The organism is Streptomyces mobaraensis (assembly GCF_020099395.1).
In the GTDB taxonomy this organism is placed as follows: domain Bacteria; phylum Actinomycetota; class Actinomycetes; order Streptomycetales; family Streptomycetaceae; genus Streptomyces.
The window spans coordinates 4,487,662-4,511,652 of the sequence record NZ_CP083590.1 but is presented as its reverse complement, the minus strand read 5'-3'; the positions used below and the strand labels follow the sequence as shown (position 1 = coordinate 4,511,652).

General features: G+C 72.4%; 17 protein-coding genes and 1 tRNA gene. 11 read left to right on the top strand and 7 right to left on the bottom strand.

Annotated features, from left to right (window positions below; genetic code table 11):
• Nucleotides 1–106: 106 nt before the first annotated feature.
• Complete coding sequence (locus K7I03_RS19740; RefSeq protein WP_185942672.1) at nt 107–2,671, bottom strand: ABC transporter permease; 2,565 nt, start codon at nt 2,669–2,671, stop codon at nt 107–109.
• Nucleotides 2,668–3,456 carry an ABC transporter ATP-binding protein gene (locus tag K7I03_RS19735; RefSeq protein WP_185942671.1) on the bottom strand — a complete coding sequence of 263 codons (789 nt, stop codon included), beginning with the start codon at nt 3,454–3,456 and terminating at the stop codon, nt 2,668–2,670. Before K7I03_RS19735 ends, K7I03_RS19740 begins: the two co-directional genes overlap by 4 nt.
• Before the next feature lie 554 nt (nt 3,457–4,010).
• Between K7I03_RS19735 and K7I03_RS19730 the strand changes: the two genes are divergently transcribed.
• The gene (locus K7I03_RS19730; RefSeq protein ID WP_185942670.1) at nt 4,011–5,858 is read left to right on the top strand and encodes a lytic transglycosylase domain-containing protein; all 1,848 of its coding nucleotides are present in this window, start codon (nt 4,011–4,013) and stop codon (nt 5,856–5,858) included.
• Between the two features lie 63 nt (nt 5,859–5,921).
• On the opposite strand, the gene K7I03_RS19725 is transcribed toward K7I03_RS19730, so the two are convergent.
• From K7I03_RS19725 to K7I03_RS19715, 3 genes are all read right to left on the bottom strand, one after another.
• Nucleotides 5,922–6,824: a coiled-coil domain-containing protein gene (locus tag K7I03_RS19725; protein WP_185942669.1), complete on the bottom strand. Its 903-nt coding sequence runs from the start codon at nt 6,822–6,824 to the stop codon at nt 5,922–5,924.
• 195 nt (nt 6,825–7,019) lie between these two features.
• The gene (locus K7I03_RS19720) at nt 7,020–9,728 is read right to left on the bottom strand and encodes an SUKH-4 family immunity protein (RefSeq protein ID WP_185942721.1); all 2,709 of its coding nucleotides are present in this window, start codon (nt 9,726–9,728) and stop codon (nt 7,020–7,022) included.
• Nucleotides 9,729–9,733: 5 nt separating this feature from the next.
• Nucleotides 9,734–10,711, bottom strand: coding sequence for an SMI1/KNR4 family protein (locus K7I03_RS19715; protein WP_004952601.1), 978 nt, complete (start codon nt 10,709–10,711; stop codon nt 9,734–9,736).
• 596 nt (nt 10,712–11,307) lie between these two features.
• On the opposite strand from K7I03_RS19715, the gene K7I03_RS19710 reads away from it, so the two are divergent.
• Nucleotides 11,308–11,859: a YwqJ-related putative deaminase gene (locus K7I03_RS19710; protein ID WP_224347124.1), complete on the top strand. Its 552-nt coding sequence runs from the start codon at nt 11,308–11,310 to the stop codon at nt 11,857–11,859.
• Between the two features lie 5 nt (nt 11,860–11,864).
• Entirely contained in the window at nt 11,865–12,365 is a 501-nt protein-coding gene (locus K7I03_RS19705; protein ID WP_185942668.1) for an SUKH-3 domain-containing protein, read from the top strand.
• A gap of 173 nt (nt 12,366–12,538) precedes the next feature.
• On the opposite strand, the gene K7I03_RS19700 is transcribed toward K7I03_RS19705, so the two are convergent.
• Nucleotides 12,539–13,894, bottom strand: coding sequence for a sensor histidine kinase (locus tag K7I03_RS19700; RefSeq protein WP_185942667.1), 1,356 nt, complete (start codon nt 13,892–13,894; stop codon nt 12,539–12,541).
• Between the two features lie 157 nt (nt 13,895–14,051).
• On the opposite strand from K7I03_RS19700, the gene K7I03_RS19695 reads away from it, so the two are divergent.
• The 6 genes from K7I03_RS19695 to pth all read left to right on the top strand — a co-directional run bounded on the left by K7I03_RS19695 (nt 14,052) and on the right by pth (nt 19,133).
• Nucleotides 14,052–14,939, top strand: coding sequence for a hypothetical protein (locus tag K7I03_RS19695; protein WP_224347123.1), 888 nt, complete (start codon nt 14,052–14,054; stop codon nt 14,937–14,939).
• Between the two features lie 29 nt (nt 14,940–14,968).
• A tRNA-Gln gene (locus K7I03_RS19690) sits at nt 14,969–15,043 on the top strand.
• Between the two features lie 115 nt (nt 15,044–15,158).
• Nucleotides 15,159–16,616: a bifunctional UDP-N-acetylglucosamine diphosphorylase/glucosamine-1-phosphate N-acetyltransferase GlmU gene (gene glmU / locus K7I03_RS19685; RefSeq protein WP_185942666.1), complete on the top strand. Its 1,458-nt coding sequence runs from the start codon at nt 15,159–15,161 to the stop codon at nt 16,614–16,616.
• A 73-nt stretch (nt 16,617–16,689) separates the two neighbouring features.
• The gene (locus K7I03_RS19680; protein WP_185942665.1) at nt 16,690–17,667 is read left to right on the top strand and encodes a ribose-phosphate diphosphokinase; all 978 of its coding nucleotides are present in this window, start codon (nt 16,690–16,692) and stop codon (nt 17,665–17,667) included.
• A gap of 195 nt (nt 17,668–17,862) precedes the next feature.
• On the top strand, nt 17,863–18,441 hold the full coding sequence (locus K7I03_RS19675; RefSeq protein ID WP_185942664.1) for a 50S ribosomal protein L25/general stress protein Ctc: 579 nt from the start codon (nt 17,863–17,865) through the stop codon (nt 18,439–18,441).
• An 89-nt stretch (nt 18,442–18,530) separates the two neighbouring features.
• A complete protein-coding gene (gene pth, locus K7I03_RS19670; RefSeq protein WP_185942663.1) occupies nt 18,531–19,133 on the top strand; it encodes an aminoacyl-tRNA hydrolase in 603 nt (200 codons plus the stop codon).
• Between the two features lie 188 nt (nt 19,134–19,321).
• Here the strand turns inward: pth and ppc are convergent, their stop codons facing one another.
• Entirely contained in the window at nt 19,322–22,063 is a 2,742-nt protein-coding gene (gene ppc / locus K7I03_RS19665) for a phosphoenolpyruvate carboxylase (RefSeq protein WP_185942662.1), read from the bottom strand.
• Between the two features lie 201 nt (nt 22,064–22,264).
• Between ppc and K7I03_RS19660 the strand changes: the two genes are divergently transcribed.
• Both K7I03_RS19660 and K7I03_RS19655 read left to right on the top strand, forming a co-directional pair.
• The gene (locus tag K7I03_RS19660) at nt 22,265–23,290 is read left to right on the top strand and encodes an acyl-CoA desaturase (RefSeq protein WP_185942661.1); all 1,026 of its coding nucleotides are present in this window, start codon (nt 22,265–22,267) and stop codon (nt 23,288–23,290) included.
• The gene (locus K7I03_RS19655; protein WP_185942660.1) at nt 23,287–23,979 is read left to right on the top strand and encodes a TetR/AcrR family transcriptional regulator; all 693 of its coding nucleotides are present in this window, start codon (nt 23,287–23,289) and stop codon (nt 23,977–23,979) included. The genes K7I03_RS19660 and K7I03_RS19655 overlap by 4 nt, the downstream gene beginning before the upstream one ends.
• Nucleotides 23,980–23,991 lie beyond the last annotated feature (12 nt).

The window sequence follows — 23,991 nt, the reverse complement described above, 5'->3', positions numbered from 1 at the left end:
GCACGCTTCGCGTGCTGTCCTCAAACGCCGGACGGGCTGGGTGCAGCGCCAGGCCCGGCCGCGCACCCCCGTGGCGCGGCCGGGCCGTTGCCGGTCCCGGACGGGATCAGTCGGTGGCGATGGCGTTCAGGACGTTCATCCGGCCGGCCCGGAAGGCCGGGACCAGGGCGGCGAGGAGGCCGACCAGTGCGGAGCCGAGGAAGACGGCGGTGATCGTGGACCAGGGGATGTCCAGGACGCCCAGGCCCTCCAGGGCCAGCAGCTTCTGGGCCGTCGTTCCCCAGCCCATGCCGAGTCCGAGGCCCAGCAGGGCGCCGAAGAGGGCGATGACCACCGACTCCAGGCGGATCATGCGGCGCAGTTGGCGGCGGGAGAGGCCGATGGCGCGCATCAGGCCGATCTCGCGGGTCCGCTCGACGACCGACAGGGCGAGGGTGTTCACGACACCGAGGATCGCGACGATGATCGCGAGGGCCAGCAGCCCGTAGATGATGTTGAGCAGCTGCCCGACCTGGTCCTTGATCATGGCCTTGTAGTCGGCCTGGTCGCGGACCTTGATCTGCGGGTACTCGGCGACGGCGGCCTTGAGGGAGGCGGCCGCCTCCGTGGCCCGGCCGTCCTTCGCCTTGGCGAGGATCATGCCGGTCGGCGGCATCACGCCCGCCGGCAGGTACGTCCGGGCGGTGGCGATGTTCAGGTACATCGCGCCCTTGTCCAGCGCCGTGTCGTCCGAGGTGAGGGCGGCGACCCGGAGCCGGGCGGTCCGGCCGTCGATCATGGTGACGGTCAGCCGGTCGCCGCGCCGGATGCCGTGGTCCTTGGCGAAGCCCTCGGGCACGGACATGGCGTCCTTGACGTAGGCGTCCTTCAGCCGGCCCTGGACGGTCTCGGACCGGACGTCGTCGGCGTAGGTGGGGTCGGTGGCGGTGAGCTTCTGGGTGGCGGTCCTGCCGTCGGGGGTGGTGACCTTGGCCATGACGCGGGTGTAGCGGCTGAAGTGCTCCATGTCGTGGGCCGACAGGACGGCCTTCTCCACGGCCGGGCTCAGGGCCTTGTCGCCGCCGTCCTGGATGATGAAGTCCGCTCCGACGGACTTGTCCAGCTGGTCGGTGGCGGAGGCGACCATCGAGGAACCGACCACCGACAGGGCGGCGACCAGCGCGAGGCCGATCATCAGGGCGGAACCGGTGGCACCGGTGCGCCGGGGGTTGCGGAGCGCGTTGCGCTCGGCCAGCCGCCCGACCGGGCCGAAGACGCGGAGCACCACGGCGGCGAGGGCGCGGACGACGAAGCCGGCGAGCAGCGGTCCGACGACCACGAACCCGATGAGCGTCAGCAGGACGCCGATGCCGAGGAGGCCCGACCCGGCGGACGCCTGGTCCGCGTTGCCCGCGGCGAGCAGCGCGGCGGCTCCGGCGGCGGTCAGCGCCAGCCCGATGCCGGCGCGTACCCGGCCGGCGCGGCCGTCGGCGGGGGTGCCGGCGTCGCGCAGGGCGGCCATCGGCGAGATCTTCCCGGCCCGGCGGGCGGGCAGGTAGGCGGCGAACACGGTGACGAGCACACCGATGGCCAGGCCGACGAGCGGCGTGGTGGCCTTGACCGTCAGTTCCCCGGTGTCCAGGTTCATGCCGACGGACTCCATGACCCCCATCAGGCCGACGGCCAGTCCGATGCCGCCGCCGATGCCCAGCACCGAGCCGATGACACCGAGCATCAGCGCCTCGACGAGCACCGACCGGTTGACCTGGCGGCGGCCGGCGCCGATGGCCCGCATCAGGCCGATCTCACGGGTGCGCTGGGCGACCAGCATGGAGAAGGTGTTGACGATCAGGAAGATGCCCACGAGGACGGCGATGCCGGCGAAGCCCAGCAGCGCGTACTTCATGACGTCGAGGACGGAGCCGAAGTCCTCCTTGTTCTCCTTCTCCGTCTCGGCGGCGGTGTGCACGGTCAGGCGCGGGCCGACGGCCGCGGTGACGCGTTCCTTGAGCTGCTCGTCGCTGACGCCGGAGGCGGCGGTCAGCCCGAAGCCGCTGTACCCGCCGGTCGTGCCGAGCAGCCGGGCCTGGGCGGTACGCGTGTCGAGGTAGACGACCGCGGCGCCCGGGTTGGTGGTCTTGTACGTGGCGAGGCCGACGACGCGGACGCGGAAGTCGCCCGGGGCGGCGATGACGCGGAGGGTGTCGCCGATCCGCACGCCGCGCTTGTCGGCGGTGTCGGAGTCGAGGACGGCCTCGGCGGCCCCGCGCGGCTCGTGGCCGCTGGTGATCTCGACGGACTTCTTCTGCCGCTCGCTCCAGTTGGTGCCCACGGTGGGGGCGCCGGAGTCGGGGCCGATGTCCTTGTTGCGGGCGTCGGCGACGGTGATCTGCTGACTGCTCGCCTCGGGCTCGACCCTGGCGACGCCGGGCACGGCGGCCAGCTTGCCCTGGAGGGAGGCGGGCACGGTCCGCGGCGTCCCGCTCGACTGGACGTCGTCCTTCTTCTCGGGCGTGACCGAGACGTCCGAGGCGGTGGCCGCGAAGAGCTTGTCGAACGTCGCGTTCATGGTGTCCGTGAACACCAGCGTGCCGCAGACGAACGCCACCGACAGCAGCACGGCCACGGCGGACAGCGCCATCCGGCCCTTGTGGGCCAGGAGGTTGCGCAGGGAGGTCTTGAAGACGGTCACGACACCCGCCCGCGGGCGTCGAAGTGCTTCATGCGCTCGAGGACCATGTCGGCGGTGGGCTGGTGCATCTCGTCGACGATCCGCCCGTCCGCCAGGTAGAGCACGCGGTCGGCGTAGGAGGCGGCGACGGCGTCATGGGTGACCATCACGATGGTCTGGCCGAGTTCGTCCACCGAGCGGCGGAGGAAGCCCAGCACCTCGGCGCCGGCCCGGGAGTCGAGGTTGCCGGTCGGCTCGTCACCGAAGATGATCTCGGGCCGGGCGGCGAGCGCGCGGGCCACGGCGACGCGCTGCTGCTGGCCGCCGGAGAGCTGGTTGGGCCGGTGCTTGAGGCGTCCCGCCAGGCCGACGGTCTCCACCACCCGGTTCAGCCAGTCCCGGTCGGGCTTGCGGCCCGCGATGTCCATGGGGAGCGTGATGTTCTCGAGGGCGTTGAGGGTCGGCAGCAGGTTGAACGCCTGGAAGATAAAACCGATCCGGTCGCGGCGGAGCTGGGTGAGCTTCTTGTCCTTGAGCCGGGTTATCTCGGTCTCGTCAATCCAGATCTCGCCGGAGGTGACCGTGTCGAGCCCCGCGAGGCAGTGCATCAGGGTGGACTTGCCGGAGCCGGACGGGCCCATGATGGCCGTGAACTGCCCGCGGGCGATGTCCACGTCGACGTGGTCCAGCGCGGTGACGCGGGTCTCCCCCGACCCGTACGCCTTGAGGACCTGACGCGCCCTCGCCGCGACGGCCGTCCGTCCTCCGCCGCTCCCGGTCACGGGAATCGATACAGCCGTCTTCACGGTGGGTCTCCTGTTTCTGCTGCTGTTTCCGCTACTGCCTTTGCCGCGCCCGGAAGGCAGTCCGGCGGGTCTCTCCGGACTCGCACCAGCCTGCTGTTCCATGGCGGACGCCGCGATGGGGCACGGGGGTGTTCCGATGGTGGGGCTGACCCCACCCCGGCCCTCCGGCCTGCCTGCCTGCCTGCCTGCCTGCCTGCCGTCGCATGACGAGCCTAGGGAGCGGAAGGACCGCCACTCCTCCTGCTGCGGGACGAGCGCCACCGGTGGGGACGTAGGGGCCGACCCCTAGGGGATGCACCGCCAAAGCGGGCCCCTTCTCAGGGTCGTGCAGAATCGGAATGCTTTCTTCCGGGCGTCGCGAGCCGATGGTGCGCGAGGGAAACGGCCGAACCGCCGTCCCTTCCGAGGGAACGCGTCGCGAAGAAACCGTGAAGCCCGTCCGGGGGCAAGACAATTGGGGCTTGAGGGAATTAGTGTTCGGGTTTATGGCCGAGGGGGGGCGTCCGACAGCCTCCCCTGCGCCCGGCCGCCGGTCTCCCAAGGAAGCAGCCTCAGTGAAGATACTTCGTACGCGCGCTGCCAGCGTCTCCCGACAGGGACTGTGCACTGCTCTGCTCGTCGCCAGCCTCACCACCGCGGCGGTGGGCGCCAGCCCGCCGCACACCGCGGCGGACGCCGGCGACCCCGCCCCCGGGCCCGGCAACCCGCAGAGACTGCCGCATGGCTCCCCCAACCTCGCCCTGCCCGACCTCGTCCCCCCGCCGGGCACCCCGGGAGCGCCGGGCAGCGGCACTCCCGACGCCGGCCCGGACAAGGCCACCGGCATCCCCGCGACAGCCCTGGCCGCCTACAAGAACGCCGAGAAGCTCGCCGGAGAGCAGTGGCCCACCTGCCACGTGCCCTGGGAACTCATCGCGGGCATCGGCAAGGTGGAGTCCGACCACGGCGGCATGGGCGGCGGCCTCCGCGCCGACGGCTCCAGCGCGAAGCCCATCATCGGCCCGCCCCTGACGGGCGAGAAGTTCGCGCTCGTCCGCGACACGGACGGCGGCCGGTACGACGGCGACCGGCAGTTCGACCACGCCGTCGGGCCGATGCAGTTCATCCCGTCCACCTGGCAGGCCTACGCGGCCGACGGGCGCGGCACCGGCCAGAAGGACCCCAACAACATCTTCGACGCGGCGGCCGGCACCGCCCGCTACCTGTGCGCCGGCGGCCTCGACCTGAGCAAGCAGGCGGACGTCGAGAAGGCCGTCCTCCGCTACAACTCCTCCCGCGACTACCTCAACACGGTGCTCGCCTGGATGCGCACGTACCAGAGCGGCGGCGGGGGCGCCGTGTCCGATGTGCCCGTCGGGTCGCCGTCGGGCGGCACGACCCTGCCGACGATTCCGACGGTCCCGACCGTGCCCACGGTGCCGACCGTGCCCACGACGCCGTCCCGGCCCACGCCGGGCAACACGACGCCGACGACGCCCAAGCCCAACCCGAAGCCCGACCAGAACAAGCCGGGCGGAGACAAGGGCAAGCCCGGGGACCACAAGCCGAAGCCGCCGGCCACGGCCTCCCGCCTGGAGCTGAAGAGCGATCAGGAAGTGACGGCCGACACGGGCAAAGCTTTCCCGTCCCTGACGGTGCGCGCGGTCACCGCCGACGGGGAACCCGTCACAGGCACCCGGGTGCAGTTCGAGGTCATCGGCAAGAACGGCCCGCGCTTCCGCGACGGCCGGACCACCACCGCCACCGTCACCGCCACCACCGGCAAGGACGGCCTGGCCACGGTGAAGGGCCTCACCGCCGGTGACAAGTCCGGGACCTACACGGTCCGCGCGACCATCGGCGACCGGAGCAGTACGGCCGTCGACTTCACCGCGGTCGTCACGGAACCGACGCCGCCCAAGGCCGACGAGATCGTCCGGCCCGGCAACACCCCCTTGTCGGCCACCGTGGGTGCCTCCTTCGGGCAGCCGATCAGCCTCCAGGCCAACGCCAAGGGCGAGGGCAAGAGCAAGCCGGTAGCCAAGGTGAAGATCACGGCGACCGTTCTCAAGGACGGCAAGGCGGCGAAGACCGGTCCGTACTTCAAGGAGGGCGACAACCGGCCCCGCACGGTGACGGTCACCACGGGAGACGACGGCAAGGTGGATCTACCGCCGCTCTTCGCCGACGACCGGACAGGCAGCTTCACGCTTCTCCTCACCACCGGTGACGGCGTCCAGCTTTCCCTGCCCCTGACCGTCACCCCCAAGCCCGGCCAGCCCACCGAATCCGGCAAGCCCGGCGACAAGGGCAAGGACACCGGCAAGGGCGACAAGAAGGACACCAAGGACAGCGGCAAGAAGGGCGCACCCGCCTCCGCTTCCCCGAGCCCCAAGGCCACCGCCACCCGCACCACCGGCTGACCGCGGCCACCACCCCGTACGTCCCGTCCACCCCACCCCGCGGCGGACGGGACGTACGGCGCCTCAGTCGCCCAGCGCCGGGTCCTCGGCCACCGGCTTGCCCGTCAGGGCGGCGAGGCTGTGCCGCACGTGGGCCATGTGCGATCGCAACTCCTCGCGCCGCTCCTCGTGCTCCCGGAGCACCCGCTCGGTCTCCCGCGCGATCCGCTCCTCCCGTACCCGGGCCTGCGCGATCAGCGACGCGGCCTGCGCCTCCGCGTCCTCCTGGCCGTGCCGCGCCGCCTCCTCGGCGTCCGCGTACCGGCGCTGCGCCTCGTTGAGGGTGGACCGCGCGTACTCCTCCATGGCGGCCACCCGCGCGTCCATCGCGGCCTCGCGCTCGGCGTCCTCGCGGCCCGCCGCCTCCCAGCGCTCGGCGTGCTCCTTCTCCTGGTCGGCCAGCATCGCGGCGGTGCGTTCCCGCATCTCCTGAAGGGCCGCCTCGGCGTCGGCGCGCCACTGCTTGGCGTCCTGACGGGCCGTCGCGCGGAGCTCGTCCGCGACCGTCTGAGCCGCGAGTTGCGCCTGCCGGGCCCACTCCTCGGCCTCCGCCCGCACCTCGACCTGGTACTCGTGGGCGGCGTCGCGGACCTTGCGGGCGTAGGCGCCCGCCGCGTCGTGCATCTCGGCGGCCTCGGCGTCCGTCCGCTCCTTCAGGCCGAGCGCCTCCGCCTCCGCGGTGGCGATCAGGCCCTGGGCGCGGGGCCCCAGCGTCTCGTACGTCTGCGGGGGCAGCTGCGCCACCACCTGCCGGAGGCGCTGGACCTCGTCCTCCATCTCCCGCGCGAGGACGGTGAGCCGCGCCGCGCGCTCCCAGGAGGTGTCGCGCTGCCGCGCGAACTCGGCGAGAGCGCGCTCAACCTGGTCAGGCCGGTAGCCGCGGCCTCGTACGACAGTGAAACCGTCAGGTGACACCGATGCACTCATGCTTGTAGCCCCTTATATCCGGAAACCCGGTCTGCGACGCGGTCAGGCGCACATCATTCCCGCACGAGGGAAGTGCCCAAAACACGACACTCCGCCTGGTTGTTCTGTCAAGGATGCGCCGACCGGCAGCGCAGAGCGCCCGGTCCCCCGTGCGCGGGGCCGAGCGCCCTGCCGCCGTCGAATCCCGGCCGGCCGCTAGAAGAGACCGTCCCACATCTGCTCCAGCAGCACCGCCCACCAGTTCTCCGGCGACGAGAAGGCCACCGGGTCCAGCGCGGCGATCTGGTCCTGGAAGTCCACGGTCCAGCGCCCAGCCTGCTCCGGCGTCAGACCGTAGCGCCAGCGCCACATGCGCCCGAGCAACGCCAAAGAGCGTACGAACTGAGGAAGGCTCGTGTTGACGAACTGCGGCACGGCCGGCCGTCCGTCGGGGCCCGCCTCCAGCGGGACGGCCACGATGTGCGCCGTACCGTACTGGACGCAGAGCTGCCGTCCGAAGTCGCTGCCCATCACCAGGTACGAACCGGCGTCCGACGCCGGCTGGACCCCGCGCTCGACCGCCAGTTCCGCGAGCGTCGGCACCGGGCGGCCCGGCTGGGCCTGCGCCCAGAAGAACGGCCCGAAGTCGGCCGGCAGCCCCGCCCACACCAGCGTCTGCGCCACCACGTCCGGGACGCCCTGCCGGGACACGGCACGCTGGTCGAAACGGAAGACGCCCTGCGGACCGAACGATTCCAGCAGTTCCTGCGCGATGGCCTCGACCGCGGCCGGCGGGGCCGGGCGCACCTGGTGCGGCTGCGGCAGCGGCACCCGGTTCGGGGCCGGACGGGCGGGGGCGCCGGCGACCTGGTGCAGCTCGCCCTGGTGCTCCAGCAGGTGGCGTACGCCCTGCTGGCGGCCGGCGTGATCGCTGCCGTACGCCGCGGTGTGGCTGACGCGCACCTGCGGCCAGGTCTCACGGACCATCCGCGCGCAGTAACCGCCCGGCAGGTCGCAGGACTCCAGCTCGGTGTGGAGCTCCAGCACCTGCTGTGGCGGCACGTTCATCGACCGCAGCTCGTGCAGGATCTGCCACTCCGGGTGCGGGGTGCCCGGCGCGCTGCGCCGGATGACCTGCTGCTCCGAACCGTCCTGGGCGCGGTAGCGGAGAACGGCCATATAGCCGGGGCCGACGGTCGGGACACCGGCCGGCGGCTGCGGGTAGCCGTAACCGCCGGGCGGCTGCGGGGCGTTGGGCACCGGCGGGACACCCGGCGCACCGGGGCTCGCGAGCATCGTCGCCGCGGCGTGCACGCCGCCCGCCGGGGCGCCCGGGGCTCCGGGCGCGCCCGGTGCGCCGGGAGCGTGCGGGCCCGGCGCGGCGGCGCCGGGAGCGGCGCCCGGGGCGCCGGGGGCGGCCGGCGGGTGTACGCCGGGGCCTCCGGGGGCGCCGGGGGGCGTGGAACCGCCCGGTGCGCCGGCGGAGTTCGGCGCGGCCGGGGCTCCGGGGACTCCCGGTGCGCCGGGTGCGGCGGGTACGTTCGGGGCCCCCGGCACGTTGGCCCCGGCGAGCATCGTCGCGGCGGCGTGCACACCGCCCGGCGGCGTCCCGGGCGCGGCGGGCGGCGTCCCCGGCTGCGCAGGGGGTACGCCGGGGGCCGCGGGCGCGGCCGGTACGGGCGGGACGCCCGGGGCGGACGGGCCCGCTCCAGGGCCGGGCGGGGCGGACGCGGCGGGTGCGGCGCCAGGACCCGCCGGGCCACCGGGCGCCCCCGGCATCCCGGGCATCCCGGGAGTGCCCGGCGTCGCGAGCATCGTCGCCGCGTAGGCGGCCGACCCGCCGGCGGGCACCTGGTGACCCGAACCACCGGCGCCCGCAGGGGCGTTGGGGGCGGCCGGCGGCGCGGCCGGGCCCGCGGGCGGCACGTTCGGCGCCTGCGGCGGGACGACGGGACCAGGCGCGGCCGGCGGTCCGGCCGGAGCGCCCGGCGCCGGACGCGAGCCGCCGGGCTCCTCGATCGCGGGGGCCAGCCGCGTTCGCGGCAGCGAACTGCCCCCGGGCATCAGCTCGGTCTTCGCGTCCGGCCGCACGCCCGGCGGGGGCGTGTCGTCGGCGTCCGAACCGGACAGCGCCGGCGCGAGGACGGTCGCGGGCAGGTTCCCGGTGTCGTCGTCCGCATGCGTCGAGACGTCGGCACCCGCCCAGACGGGCTCGGGGGCCGGCGCCTGAGAAGGGGAGGCAGAAGGGGAAGGGGAGGGGGTCGAAGTGGACGCGTTCTCTGGGCCCGGGGCCTTGTCCGCCCTGGGCGCACCGGACGCACCGGACGCACCACTCGATGCGGGAGCAGAAGCGGGAGCGGCCGCCCCGGAGCCCGTCGCACCGGCGGGGCCTCCGCCGGACGTACCGCCGGACGCACCCGGCACACCGGACGTACCCGTCGCAGCCGCCGCGCCCACCCCGCCCGACGTGTCATCCGCCTCAGCGGAACCGGACCGCGCCGCCGCGGAGTCCCGCTCCCGCTCCGGCTCCCGCTCGCGCTTGCGGTCCGGGATGCCCATCGCGTCGGCCGCGTCCTGGAGCCACTGCGGCGGGCTCAGCAGGAACGACGTCGCGTTCAGGTCCACCCGCCGCGGCGGCTCGTCCGCCACCGGCGCCGGCTCGGCCGCGGTGCCGTACTCCTCCTCGTACCGCCGGATCACCTCGCCGACCGGCAGCCCGGGCCACAGCGTGGTCTCCCCGCTGTCGCGCGCGATCACCAGCCGCGAGCGGGCGCTGTCCGTGGAGGCCACGCCCTCGCGGTCCTCGGCCCAGGCGACGAAGCCCAGGTCGAACTCGCGCACCTTCACCTCGCGGTGCAGATACGCCGGAACGTCGCCGTTGACCCAGCGCTCCGCGCGCTCCTGAGCCTGCGCGAAGGTCACCACCGCGCTCACCCCTCCACCGGGACGGCGTACGCGAAGCCGCCGTCGACCATCAGGTTCGCCACCGTCTCCAGCTCGGGCGGTCCGCCCGCCAGCCGGGACAGGAAGGCGTCGAAGTCCTCACCACAGGGCAGCAGCAGCCGCTCCACCCGCTCCTGCACCGTCCAGCCGTCCTGGTCGCGGGCGTCGTCGTACGGGCAGAACCAGACCGAACCGGTCGCCTCGCCCTTCACCTTGACCGCCAGCACACCGCCCTGCACGAAGGCCACCCCGAGGTAGTCCTTGGTGAAGTGGTCGCGCAGGCACTTGTTGACGTAGACGAGGTCGTTGACCGCCGCCTCCTCGCGGACCGTGAAGAACGGCTGGTCCAGCAGCAGTCCCAGCTCCGCGTCGAGCGCGGCGCCCACCGGGGCGCAGCCGCCGGCCGCCTTGAGGAACGCCCGGTAGGCGCCGGGCAGCCGGTAGCCGAGGTCCTCCTCGACGCCCTGCACCTGCTCCTCCGTCACGGCCAGTTCCCGCTGCGGGAGCGCGAAGTGCACCGGCCGGGTCTCCTGGAGCGGCCGGGTGCCGCGCTTCTCCTGGTCCACGGCGGCCGTCGCCAGCCCGCCGTGGTGCCGCAGCAGCGCCTTCACCTCGGCCGGCACCAGCTCCAGCCGGCGCGTTCCGGCCACGTGGTGCCAGGTCCAGCCGTGCGGGGTGGCCACCGGGTGCAGGCTCGCCCAGAGTTCGTGGCCCTCCGCGTGCAGCGCGGCGTTGGCGGAGACGTAGTCGGTCAGCCGCAGCTCGTCCACGCCGAAGCCCTCCGGCGGATCCGCGATCTCGGCGGCGGCGCGGGCGTACGGGGAGAAGTCGGGGTACCCGTCCTCGTCCACCCGCACGCCCTGGGGGTAACGGCCGTGCCGGACGGGGTCCGGGAAGTGCACGACCTGCCCGGCGTAGGCCGTGTTCGGTGGCGCGGCCTGCTGCCCGAGCCGACCTGTCGTCATGGCGGATGCCCCCTGCTTGGCTGGCGTGTTCTGCGACGTTCGCGGTCCCGGCGGCGGGTGACGGATCCCGCGGCCGGGACGGCCTCGTGACGGACAGCCTATGCGGTGCCGCAAGACGGCTCCCCGCCCGTGGGTGGGGAGGACGCTCTCCTGCGGAGAACGCCCGCGCCACCGGCCCGGGTTCCGGCCTCCGCCGGGGAGGGACGCCGTACGCGACGGAGCGCCCGGGCGCACGCGTACGCGGCCGGAGCGCACGCCGGTCCCGGAGGCGTCCGGCCGGAGCGCACGCCGGTCCCGAAGGCGTCCGGCCGGAGCGCACGCCGATCCCGAAGGCGCCCAGTCCGGCAGCGCCCAGTCCGGAGAGGCCCGGCCCGGAACACGGCCGACCGCACCGGACCCGGGAGAACCGCAGAAACCCCTCACGCCCCGGCAAACCCCCACACCGCGACCGCCTCACCCCCGTGCCACGACTCGCGTCCCTCTCACCTATTCCGGCACACCAGACACACGCAACACCGCCCTGCCTTCCACTCCCACCACCCCGTTTGGCAGGCTGATCCCCGCAACAGGGGGATTGCAGGGAGGGAAGAACCACCATGCACACAACACAGGACCACCAACCCCTGACCGGGAGCACCGACGGTCGGACCGCCGCGCCCGGCGACCCCCGGCTCAGCTGGAGCGCCACCGAGGACGCCGACCGTCCACCGGTGCTGCTCCACCGCCGCGACGGCATCCTGCCCGCCGTCGCCGCCGCGCTCTCCGTCCGCGGCACCACGCTGACCTGCACCGCGGGCAAGGCAGAACAGCCACCCGCCCTGCACCCCCTCGTCCAGGACTTCCTGGACACACTCACCAGCGACCGCCGCGAGCGCTTCACCGGCCGCTGCCCCGAGGCGCTGCTCCTCACCCGCTTCCTCACCACCCACGAGGCGGGCCGCAGCAAACGTGCCTCCCGCAAACCGCTCACCCACGGCGAGGCCCGCCGCGCGCTCAAGCAGTCGAAGATCACCGCCCGGCACATCCGCGAGGACGGCGATCCCCGGCACGGCGCCTACGCCCCGCCCTGCCGGTCCTGCACCGCGCTCCTCGCCCACTTCGGCGTCCGCGCCATCGACCCCACCACCACGGAACGAGGCAGGCCCTGACCTCCATGCGCGCTTTCGACCGCACCGCAGCCACCCGGTTCCCCGTCGCCGTCGACGCCGCCCTGCGCGAGGCGGGCTGGCAGCCCGGCCGCTGGGACATCAAGGCCGCCGAGAAGTGGGCCGACGCCCTCCGCGCCCATGTGTCGCCCGCCGGACACCGGCACACCGTCTTCCCCGCCGCCGTCGAGGCGTGGGCCGAGTTCGGCGGACTGCGCGTCGCGGGGCCGGGCGCGGGCAAGCACATCGCGCCGACCCCGTTCCACATCGACCCGCTGCACGGACTGCACCTCGCCCGGACCGTCGCCGACCTCGGCCGCGCGCTCGGCACCGAGGTCTGCCCGCTCGGGCAGGAGCTCGACGGGCAGGCGCTCCTCACCATCGACGCCCACGGGCGGGTCTACAGCCTGGACCACACCGGCGACTGGTTCCTCGGCTCCGACATCGACCACGCGATCGGGGCGCTGGTGACGGGGACGCGGCCGGCTCGGCTCACGTTCGGCGGCTGAGACGGCTGAGGCGGCCGAAGCGGCTGCGGCCGCTGAGCGGCGGCGCGGGGCTGCGCCCTGCGGGCGGCCGTACCCCGGCCCCACCCCTCCGCCGTTTCCCGGGGGCGAAGCCCCCGGACCCCGCATCGCGACCGCGCCCCCGCGAGGTCCTCAAACCTCCCCAGACGGGCTGTTCACGCCGCGTCCGCCGCCTCCGCCGCGTCCGGAATCACGGCCGAGACCCGGAACCCGCCCCGGTCCGTGGGCCCGGAGACGAACACGCCGCCCAGCGCCGTCACCCGCTCCCGCATCCCGACCAGACCGTTGCCGCCGCTCGGCAGCCCCGCGTCCGTCCCGCCGTCCGACGGCCCGTTCTCCACCTGGAGGGCCACCTCGCCCTCCCGGTGCGCGACCCGCACCCGGGCCGCGGCCCCGGGCGCGTGCTTGTGGACATTGGTCAGCGCCTCCTGCACCACGCGGTACGCGGTGCTCTCCACCCGGGCGGTGTACGTGCGCTGCTCACCCTCGACCGAGAACTCGACGGCCATCCCCGCCTGCCGCGACTGCCCCACCAGATCCGCGAGTTGGACGAGGCGCGGCCCGTCCGCGGCACCCGTGGCCAAGGCGTCGGCGGACCGCCGCACCCGCGCCGAGGCCGCCGCGGCCACCGCCGCCAGCCGCTCGGGCTCCTGCGCCGCCGCCGGTTCCGCCGCGCCGTCGGGCTTGGCGCGCAGCACACCGAGCATCTCGCGCAGCTCGGTCAGCGCCTGCCGGCCCATGTCACCGACGAGCTCGGCGTTCCGGGACGCCTTCTCCGGATCCTTCAAAGCCACCGCCTGGAGCGCCGCCGCGTGCACCACCATCAGGGAGACCCGGTGCGCCACCACGTCGTGCATCTCGCGGGCGATCCGCGTCCGCTCCTCGCTGCGGGCCCACTCGGCGCGCTCCTCGGCCCGTTCGGCCAGCAGCGACAGCTCCCGCTCCAGCCCGTCGGCCCGCTCGCGCAGGCTCTCCACCAGCCTGCGGCGGGCGCCCACGTACAGGCCGAGGAGCAGCGGCGGCGCCGTCAGCCCCAGGGCCATGACGGAGGAGAAGAGGACCGCCGTGACCAGGCTCGACTCCAGACCCGAGGCCGTGGCGTCGCGGTGGAACCGGGCGGCGGAGACGAGCAGCGTCCCGGCCATAGAGGCCACCGCGAGGACGACGACGATCCGCCGCGGCACGTCCGCCGCGGCGAGGGTGTAGAGCCCCACGATCCCGAGCAGGACGCCCATCTCGGCCGGGGTGACGGCGATCGACACCAGCACCACCGCCGCCGGCCACTTCCGGCGCACCAGCAGCGCGCCGCCGACCGGTATCCCCGCCAGCGCTCCGAGCACCCCCGGAGCCCCCACCTCATGCGCGAACGAGAGCCCCTCGAAGGTGCACTCGATCACCGACATCAACGCCAGGACGACGTCCAGCACCATGCCCCGCCGCCTGGCCCACCACCACGGCCCCGCGGGCGCGCCCCGGGCGCCCGCCTCCGTGATTGCCCCCGTTGTGGTCATACCACCCAGACTACGGGGGCGGGCCAACGGTTTTCGAAAAACTGACAGCAGCACGCAAACGGCAGGAGCGGAAGCGAATGGCCGCCCCCTTCGCTCGAACTGGTGAATCGCTCAGGCATTCGCCCAAACCTCCTCCGCCCGAAGCCAAGCTGGTTCCATGACCGAGGCACGACGCCGTGACGGCGACGGGGTGGGCGGCCTGCGCGACGGGTCACACACGTTCGAGGCGCTACGAGAACAAGCCATACTCCTCCGCGGGGAAGGGCTGAGCCGACGGCAGATCCGCGACCGGCTCGGCATCGGCAACAACGACCTCCTCAACCGCCTGCTGGAAGGAGAGCCGCCCCCGGAGTGGACGAAGCGCCCCCGCGCCAAGGACGACCTGCGGGCAAGGGCCAGGGAGCTGCGCGCACAGGGCATGACCTATGACCGGATCCAGCTGGAGCTGGGCTGCTCGAAGAGCTCGATTTCCCTGTGGGTGCGGGACCTGCCGAAACCCGCGCCACGGACCAGGGAAGAGGCGTCGGAGATCGCACGCCGGGGCTGGGAGGCCACCCTGCGGCGACGTGACGTCGAGCGGCGGCAGACGAAGCTGGACGCGGCGTGCGAGATCGGCCACCTGACGGACCGGGAGCTGTTCCTGATCGGCGTGGGGCTCTACTGGTCGGAGGGAACCAAGGACAAGCCGCATCGCCGACATGAAGCCGTCACCTTCGTCAACAGCGACGTGGGAATGATCACGCTGTATCTCGCCTGGCTGCGGCTGCTGGGTGTCGAGCCGGACCGGCTGGCCTACCGCGTCATGATCCACGAGTCGGCGGACGTCGAGGGCGCCGAGCGGTACTGGGCCGGACAGATCGGAATCGACAAGTCCGGACTCGACAAAACGACACTCAAGAAGCACAACCCGAAAACGGTCCGCAAGAACGTCGGGGACGCGTATCGGGGCTGTCTCGTCGTCCGGGTTCGCGGGGGAGCCGATCTATACCGTCGCATCGAAGGGTGGTGGTACGGCATAGTGTTGGGGGCCAGGCAATCCGCCTAGCACAATGTCCCTTTTGGGACGGCTTGCTATCCCTCGTGGTGTAATCGGCAACACTGGTCACTTTGGATGACTTATTCCAGGTTCGAGTCCTGGCGAGGGAGCCATCCAGGTTCGGGTCCTGACCGCCCAGGTCAGGACCCGTCCGCGTTCCGGCCCTTCTACGCACCGGTATCCTGCGGATGTCACCCCCTCGTAACCCCGAAGCCGAAGGGCACACCCGTGAGCGCCAACCGCCCGGCAGCCGTCGTCGTTCTCGCAGCGGGTGAGGGCACCCGCATGAAGTCGGCGACCCCCAAGGTCCTGCACTCGATCTGCGGCCGGTCCCTCGTCGGGCATGTCGTCGCCGCCGCGCGCGAGCTGGAGCCGGAGCAGCTCGTCGTGATCGTCGGGCACGCCAGGGAGCAGGTGTCGGCGCACCTCGGCGAGATCGACCCCGATGTCCGCACCGCCGTCCAGCTGGAGCAGAACGGCACCGGGCACGCGGTGCGCATGGGCCTGGAGGAGCTGTCCCGTGAGGGCATCCGTCCCGACGGCACCGTGATCGTCGTCTGCGGTGACACCCCGCTGCTCACCGGCACCACCCTGCGGCGCCTGGCCGAGACCCACGCCGCCGACGGCAACGCGGTGACCGTGCTGTCGGCCGAGGTGCCGGACTCGACGGGGTACGGGCGGATCGTCCGGGACGAGGCGACGGGTGCGGTGACGGAGATCGTCGAGCACAAGGACGCCACCGAGACGCAGCGGGCGATCCGCGAGATCAATTCCGGGGTGTTCGCGTTCGACGGCCGGCTGCTGGCGGACGCGCTGGGCAAGGTGCGGACGGACAACAGCCAGGGTGAGGAGTACCTCACCGACGTGCTGGGGATCCTGCGCGAGGCCGGGCACCGGGTGGGCGCGGCGGTCGCCGACGACCACCGGGAGATCCTGGGCATCAACAACCGTGTCCAGCTGGCGGAGGCCCGCCGGCTGCTCAACGAGCGGCTGCTGCACGACGCGATGATGGCCGGTGTGACGGTCGTGGACCCGGCGACGACGTGGGTGGACGTCACGGTGACGTTCGAGGCGGACGCGCTGGTGCACCCGGGGACGCAGCTGCTGGGCGCCACGCATGTGGCCACCGGCGCCGAGGTCGGCCCGAACACGCGGCTGACGGACACCACGGTCGCGGCCGGGGCCCGGGTGGACAACTCGGTGGCCGACGGCGCGGTGGTCGGCGAGGGGGCCCTGGTCGGTCCGTATGCCTATCTGCGGCCCGGGACGAAGCTCGGCCGCAAGTCGAAGGCCGGCGCGTATGTGGAGATGAAGAACGCCGAGGTCGGCGAGGGCACGAAGGTGCCGCATCTCTCCTATGTGGGCGACGCCACGATCGGCGATCACACCAACATCGGTGCCGCGAGCGTCTTCGTGAACTACGACGGTGTGAACAAGCACCACACGACGATCGGCTCGCACTGCCGCACCGGCAGCGACAACATGTTTGTGGCTCCGGTCACGATCGGGGACGGCGTGTACACCGCCGCCGGCTCCGTCATCACCAAGGATGTGCCCCCGGGTTCGCTCGCCGTCGCACGCGGTCAGCAGCGGAATATCGAGGGCTGGGTGGCTCGAAAGCGCCCGGGAAGCGCCGCCGCACAGGCCGCTTCCGCCGCTCTCCAGGAGCACGACGGGGAGCAGTGACCTGACAACGGCAGCGTCGAACGGGGCGTACCGTGATAAGCGCACACAATGCGACATCCAAGGAGACTGTGCTGTGACCGGGATCAAGACGACCGGCGAGAAGAAGCTGATGCTCTTCTCCGGCCGCGCCCACCCCGAGCTTGCCGAGGAGGTCGCGCATCAGCTGGGCGTCGGCCTGGTCCCGACCAAGGCCTTCGACTTCGCCAACGGTGAGATCTACGTCCGCTTCCAGGAATCCGCGCGCGGCGCCGACTGCTTTCTGATGCAGAGCCACACGGCTCCCATCAACAAGTGGGTCATGGAACAGCTGATCATGATCGACGCTCTGAAGCGGGCCTCCGCGCGGAGCATCACCGTGATCCTGCCGTTCTACGGCTACGCCCGTCAGGACAAGAAGCACCGCGGCCGCGAGCCCATCTCGGCCCGTCTCATCGCGGACCTGATGAAGACCGCCGGTGCCGACCGCCTCCTCACGGTCGACCTGCACACCGACCAGATCCAGGGCTTCTTCGACGGCCCGGTGGACCACCTGTTCGCGCTGCCGATCCTGGCGGACTACGTGGGCGCCAAGGTCGACCGCGACAAGCTGACCGTCGTCTCCCCGGACGCCGGCCGCGTGCGCGTCGCCGACCGCTGGTGCGACCGGCTCGGTGCCCCGCTGGCGATCGTCCACAAGCGCCGCGACAAGGATGTCGCCAACCAGGTCACGGTGCACGAGGTCGTCGGTGACGTGAAGGATCGTGTCTGCGTACTGGTGGACGACATGATCGACACCGGTGGCACCATCTGCGCCGCGGCGGACGCCCTGTTCGCCCACGGTGCCGCGGACGTCATCGTCACCGCCACCCACGGTGTGCTCTCCGGCCCGGCCGCGGACCGGCTGAAGAACTCCAAGGTCAGCGAGTTCGTGTTCACCAACACCCTGCCGACCCCGGACGAGCTGGAGCTCGACAAGATCACGGTGCTGTCGATCGCCCCGACGATCGCCCGCGCGGTGCGCGAGGTCTTCGAGGACGGTTCGGTGACGAGCCTCTTCGACGAGCAGGCCTGACGGCCGTCGTAGGTCGCAGATCGTAGATCGATTTCGGTGCGGCCTCCCGCGCCGGGTAGACTCCTGGAGTTGCTCGGCGAGGGAGGCCGCACCGTTTTCGTCTCGGTGTGGCGGTCCGTTATCGACGCGCTCTTCGTAGCAGGCCGTTCGTGGGCCGGGTGACCCTGTCCGCACACGACCTCCGAGGAGTGCACCATGGCCGAGATCAAGCTCGCCGCCGCCGTCCGCACCGAGTTCGGCAAGGGCTCCGCCCGCCGCATCCGCCGCGCCAACCAGGTTCCCGCCGTCATCTACGGCCACGGTGGCGAGCCCGTCCACGTGTCCCTCCCGGGCCACGACCTGATGATGGCGCTCAAGACCCCCAACGTCCTGCTCTCCCTGGACATCGAGGGCCGCGACGAGCTCGTCATCCCCAAGCAGGTCCAGCGTGACCCGCTGAAGGGCTTCCTGGAGCACGTCGACCTGCTGGTCGTCGAGCGCGGCGAGAAGGTCACCGTCGAGGTTCCGGTCCAGACCGAGGGTGACCTGGCCCCCGGCGGCAACCTGCTCGAGCACACCCTGACCGCCCTGCCGGTCCTGGCCGAGGCCACCCACATCCCCGAGGCCGTCGTCGTCTCCATCGCGGGCCTGGAGGCCGGTGCCTCCGTCCTCGCCAAGGACGTCGTCCTGCCGGCCGGTGTCGAGCTGGCCGTGGACGCCGACGCGGTCGTCCTGCACGTCGTCGCCGGCCAGGCCGCTCCGGCGGACGAGGCCGCCGAGGGCGCCGAGGCCTGAGCCTCGCGCTGAGCCTCACTTTCCTCCGGCCGCCGCCCCGCTCCTGACCCGGAGCGGGGCGGCGGTCTGTGTATGAAGGAGTTATGCGGATGACGACGACGGACGCCACGAGCACGGGCCCCTGGCTGATCGTGGGCCTGGGCAACCCCGGTGGCGAGTACGCGGGCAACCGGCACAACGTGGGCTTCATGGTCGCCGACCTGCTCGCGGAGCGGATCGGCGCGAAGTTCAAGGCGCACAAGGCTCGCGCCCAGGTCGTGGAGGGACGACTGGGACCGCCCGGCCCGTCGAGCCGCCGCGTCGTGATCGCCAAGCCGATGTCCTTCATGAACCTGTCCGGCGGGCCGACGGCCGCGCTGCGCGACTTCTACAAGGTGCCCGTCGAGCGGATCGTCGCGGTGCACGACGAGCTGGACATCGACTTCGGGCAGTTGCGGCTGAAGCTGGGCGGGGGCGACAACGGGCACAACGGTCTGAAGTCGATCACCAAGGCGATGGGGGCCGACTACTGCCGGGTGCGGTTCGGGATCGGGCGGCCGCCGGGGCGGATGCAGGTCGCCGACTTCGTGCTGAAGGATTTCTCTTCCGCCGAGCGGAAGGATCTTGCCTTTGAGGTGGACCGGGCCGCGGATGCGGTCGAGTCGCTGATCGTGGATGGGTTGGAGCGGGCTCAGAGCACGTACAACTCGTAGGGGGTTTGCCCCAGCCCCGCCCCTTCCCATTTCTTGCGGGGGCGAGCCCCCGCACCCCCCAAGCGCGCCTGCGGCGCGCGTCCTCAAACGCCGGACGGGCTGACAAGTCAGCCCGTCCGGCGTTTGAGGACAAGGGGGTCTGGGGGAGGGACCGGGGCGCCGCCCGCCGCAGGCGCCCCACCACGGCCTCAGCCCGTGTTGCGCAACCCCGCCGCCACACCGTTCACCGTGAGCAGCAACGCCCGGGCCAGCAGCGGATCGGGCTCCTCCCCACGGGCCGCCGCCTGCCGCTGTCGGTGCAGCAGCGTGACCTGGAGGTAGGAGATCGGGTCGAGGTAGGCGTCCCGGATGTGGAAGGTCTGCCGCAACACCGGGTTGGAGTCGAGGAGTTCGCGCTCGCCGGTGATGCGCAGCACCTCCTGGACGGTCAGCTCGTGCTCGGCCTTGATCGCTTCGAAGACGTGCTTGAGCTCGTCGGGGACGAGTGTGTCGACGTAGTGCCGGGCGATGCGCAGGTCGGTCTTCGCGAGGGTCATCTCCACGTTGGAGAGGAAGTTGCGGAAGAAGTGCCAGCGCTCGTGCATCTCTTCCAGGACCGTGTCGAGTCCGGCCTCGCGGGCGGCCTTGAGACCGGAGCCGACGCCGTACCAGCCGGGGACGATCTGCCGGGACTGGGTCCAGCCGAAGACCCAGGGGATGGCCCGGAGTCCGTCGAGGCCGGCGCCGGAGTCGGGGCGGCGGGACGGGCGGGAGCCGAGGTGGAGTTCGGCGAGCTGGTCCACGGGGGTGGAGGCGAAGAAGTACGCCGGGAGGTCGGGGTCCTCGACCAGGCGCCGGTACGCGCCGTGCGCCGCGTCGGACACCGTGTCCATGGCGGCGTCCCAGCGGGCGAGCGCCTCGTCGGACTGGCGGGGCGCGGTGTGCAGGGCGGACGCCTGGAGGGTGGCGGCGACGGTCAGTTCGAGGTTCTCCCGGGCGAGGGCCGGGATGAGGTACTTGTCGGAGATGACCTCGCCCTGTTCGGTGACCTTGATCTCGCCGTCGAGGGTGCCCCAGGGCTGGGCGAGGATCGCGTCGTGGGTGGGGCCGCCGCCGCGGCCGACGGTGCCGCCGCGGCCGTGGAACAGCCGGAGGCGGACGCCGTAGCGGTGGGCGACGTCGCGGAGCCGGCGCTGGGCGCGGTGGATCTCCCACTGGCTGGTGGTGATGCCGCCGAACTTGGAGGAGTCCGAGTAGCCGAGCATGACCTCCTGGACGTCGCCGCGGAGGGCGACGAGCCGCCGGTAGGAGGGGTCGGCGAGCATGTCGTCGAGGATCCGGTCGGCTTCGCGGAGCTCGTCGGTGGTCTCCAGCAGCGGGACGATGCCGATCTTCGCCCAGCCGCCGTGCAGGTCCATCAGCCCGGCCTCGCGGGCGAGGACGGCGGCGGCGAAGACGTCGTCGGCGCCCTGGCACATGGAGATGATGTACGACTCGACGACCTCGGGGCCGAAGCGGTCCAGGGCCTCGCGGACGGTGTGGAAGACGCCGAGGGTCTTGGCGCCGGCCGCGTCGAGGGGGGCCGGGCTGGGGGCGAGCGGGCGGCGGGAGCGCAGCTCCTTGGCGAGGAGCTTGCGGCGGTACTCGCGCGGCATGTCGGCGTAGCGCCAGGATTCCTCGCCGAGCCGGTCGAAGAGCTGGCCGAGGGCGTGGTGGTGGGCGTCGGCGTGCTCGCGGACGTCCATGGTGGCGAGGTGGAGGCCGAACGCGGCGAGGGTGCGCAGGGCGCGCTCCAGCCGGCCGTCGGCGATGAGGCCGCCGCGGTGGGCGCGCAGCGAGTCCTGGATGAGCTGGAGGTCGGCGAGCAGGTCGGCGGTGCCGAGGTAGTCGCGGCCTTCCTGGTGGGGGGTGTTGTGGGCCAGGCGCTCGCGGGTGTTGAGGAGCTTCTGGCGGATGCAGGTGGCCTTGAGCCGGTAGGGCTCCTCGGCGTTGAGGCGCTTGTAGCGGGGGCTGATCTCCGGGAGGAGTTCGAGGTCGCGCTGGAGGGAGGCGAGCAGTTCCTCGGTGGCGCCGCTGTTGCGGATGGAGTTGGAGAGGGCGACGCGGAGCTTGTCGACGAGTTCGACGGCGTCGGTGATGCCGTGTTCGTGCTGGAGGATCAGCACGTCCCAGGTGACCTGGGGGGTGACGTTGGGGTTGCCGTCGCGGTCGCCGCCGATCCAGGTGCCGAAGGTGAGCGGGCGGGTGGTGGCGGGCAGCGGGACGCCGACCCGGTCGAGCTCGGCGGCCAGGTCCTCCAGGACATCGCCGACGGCGCCGGTGTGGAGCTCGTCCAGGTAGTAGATGGCGTTGCGGGCCTCGTCGGTGGGCTCCGGGCGGGCGACGCGGAGCTCGTCGGTCTGCCAGAGCAGGTCGATGTTCTCGGCGAGGCGGAGGTCGGTGCGGCGCTTCTCGCCCTCGCCGGTGGCCTGGTGGCCCAGGAGTTCGGCGATGCGCAGGAGCTTGTTGAGGACGCTGCGACGGGCGGCTTCGGTGGGGTGCGCGGTGAAGACGGGGCGGACGCCGAGGTGCTCGACGGCTTCCTTGAGGTGCTCGGGGTCGGCGTCCTTCAGCTGGTCCGCGGTGCGGGCCAGGATCGAGCCCTCGGCGTCGCGGCGGGCGCCGAGCTCGTGGGCGCGGTGCACCTGTTCGGTGACGTTGGCCAGGTGGAAGTAGGTGGAGAAGGCGCGGACCAGCTTGGCGGCGGTCTCGGGGTCGGTCTCCCCCAGCAGGCGGGCGGCGGCCTCGCCGTCGGTCCGGGTGAGCGCCCGGACCCGTTCGACCAGGGCGAGGAGCTCTTCGCCCTCCTGGCGGACGAGGGTCGCGCCGAGGAGGTCGCCCAGGCGGCGGATGTCGGCGCGGAGTGCGGCGCCGCTTTGTGCTTCGAGGCTGGTGGGGTCGGCACTGCTCACAGGTGCTGCTCCTAGCGGTGTTTCCGAGCACGTCTGGAGGGGTGGCGGACCGCGCTGTCCGACGCCCACCAGCATAGGTCGCCACCCGGCGCGCCCGGTGGCGGCCGACAGCCCTCTTGCCCCCCGCCGGGGCCCTGCCATACTTACGTTGCCGTAGGTTACGGAACCGTAGCCAGCTCCCCGACCCCCACGAGGGAATCCATGACTGCAAGCCCCGACCTGATCGAGGATGTGCCGAAGGCCCAGGAGGCCCCGCTCCCCGTCGCCACGCTGGGTGGTGACAGCAAGCGGTCGATCGAACAGATCACGCTGCTGCTGTTCATCACCATCCCCTTCGTCGCCCTGCTCGCCGCGGTCCCCCTGGCCTGGGGCTGGGGGGTCAGCTGGCTCGACCTGGGGCTGATGACGGCGATGTACTTCATCGGCTGCCACGGAATCACCATCGGGTACCACCGTTACTTCACCCATGGCTCGTTCAAGGCCAAACGGCCGCTGCGCGTCGCCCTGGCGATCATGGGTTCGCTGGCGGTGGAGGGGCCGGTGGTCCGCTGGGTGGCGGACCACCGCAAGCACCACAAGTTCTCCGACGCCGAGGGGGATCCGCACTCGCCGTGGCGTTACGGGGAGACCGTGCCGGCCCTGATGAAGGGGCTGTGGTGGGCGCATGTCGGCTGGATGTTCGACGAGGAGCAGACGCCGCAGCACAAGTACGCGCCGGACCTCATCAAGGACCCGGCGATCCGCTTCGTCTCCCGTACGTTCGTCCTCTGGACGACGATCTCGCTGCTGATCCCGCCGCTGGTGGGCGGGCTGGTGACGTGGTCGTGGCAGGGGGCGGTGACCGCGTTCTTCTGGGGTTCACTGGTCCGGGTGGCGCTGCTGCACCATGTGACCTGGTCGATCAACTCGATCTGCCACGCGGTCGGCAAGCGGCCGTTCAAGTCCCGGGACCGCTCCGGGAACGTGTGGTGGCTGGCGATCCTGTCCTGCGGCGAGTCCTGGCACAACCTGCACCACGCCGACCCGACCTCGGCGCGGCACGGGGTGCTGCGGGGCCAGCTGGACTCCAGCGCCCGCCTCATCCGCTGGTTCGAGCTGGCCGGCTGGGCGTACGACGTGCGCTGGCCGAGCGCGGGCCGCATCGCCGCGCGGCGCAAGCCGCGGCCCGGCGAGGAGAGCGCCCGGGCGGCCGACGGCGAACAGAAGGACGCCGCTCAGGCGGCATGATGGACGGCGTGGCGATCGACAGCAAAACCTCCGGTAAGAAGGACCTGACTCCCGCGCAGGGGGCCAGACGCACCCGCCGGGTGCGGATGACCGGCGCGGAGCGCCGGGAGCAGTTGCTGGACATCGGTCGCACACTCTTCGCCGAGCGGGGGTTCGAGGGCACGTCGGTGGAGGAGATCGCGGCCAAGGCCGGGGTCTCCAAGCCGGTGGTGTACGAGCACTTCGGCGGCAAGGAGGGGCTGTACGCGGTGGTCGTCGACCGCGAGATGCGGCAGCTCCTCGACATGGTGACGGGCGCCCTCACCGCGGGTCACCCGCGCGAGCTCCTGGAACAGGCCGCCTTCGCCCTGCTCGACTACATCGAGACCTATACGGACGGCTTCCGCATCCTCGTCCGCGACTCCCCCGTCGCCCAGTCGACGGGCACCTTCGCCTCACTGATCAGCGACATCGCCACGCAGGTGGAGGACATCCTGGGTCTGGAGTTCAAGACCCGCGGCTTCGACCAGAAGCTCGCCCCGCTGTACGCGCAGGCCCTGGTCGGCATGGTGGCCCTGACGGGCCAGTGGTGGCTCGACGTCCGCAAGCCCAAGAAGGCGGAGGTCGCGGCCCACCTGGTCAACCTCGCCTGGCACGGCCTCGACGGCCTGGAGCAGCGGCCGCGCCTGGTGGGCCACCGCAAAAGCTGAGCCGCCCCTCCG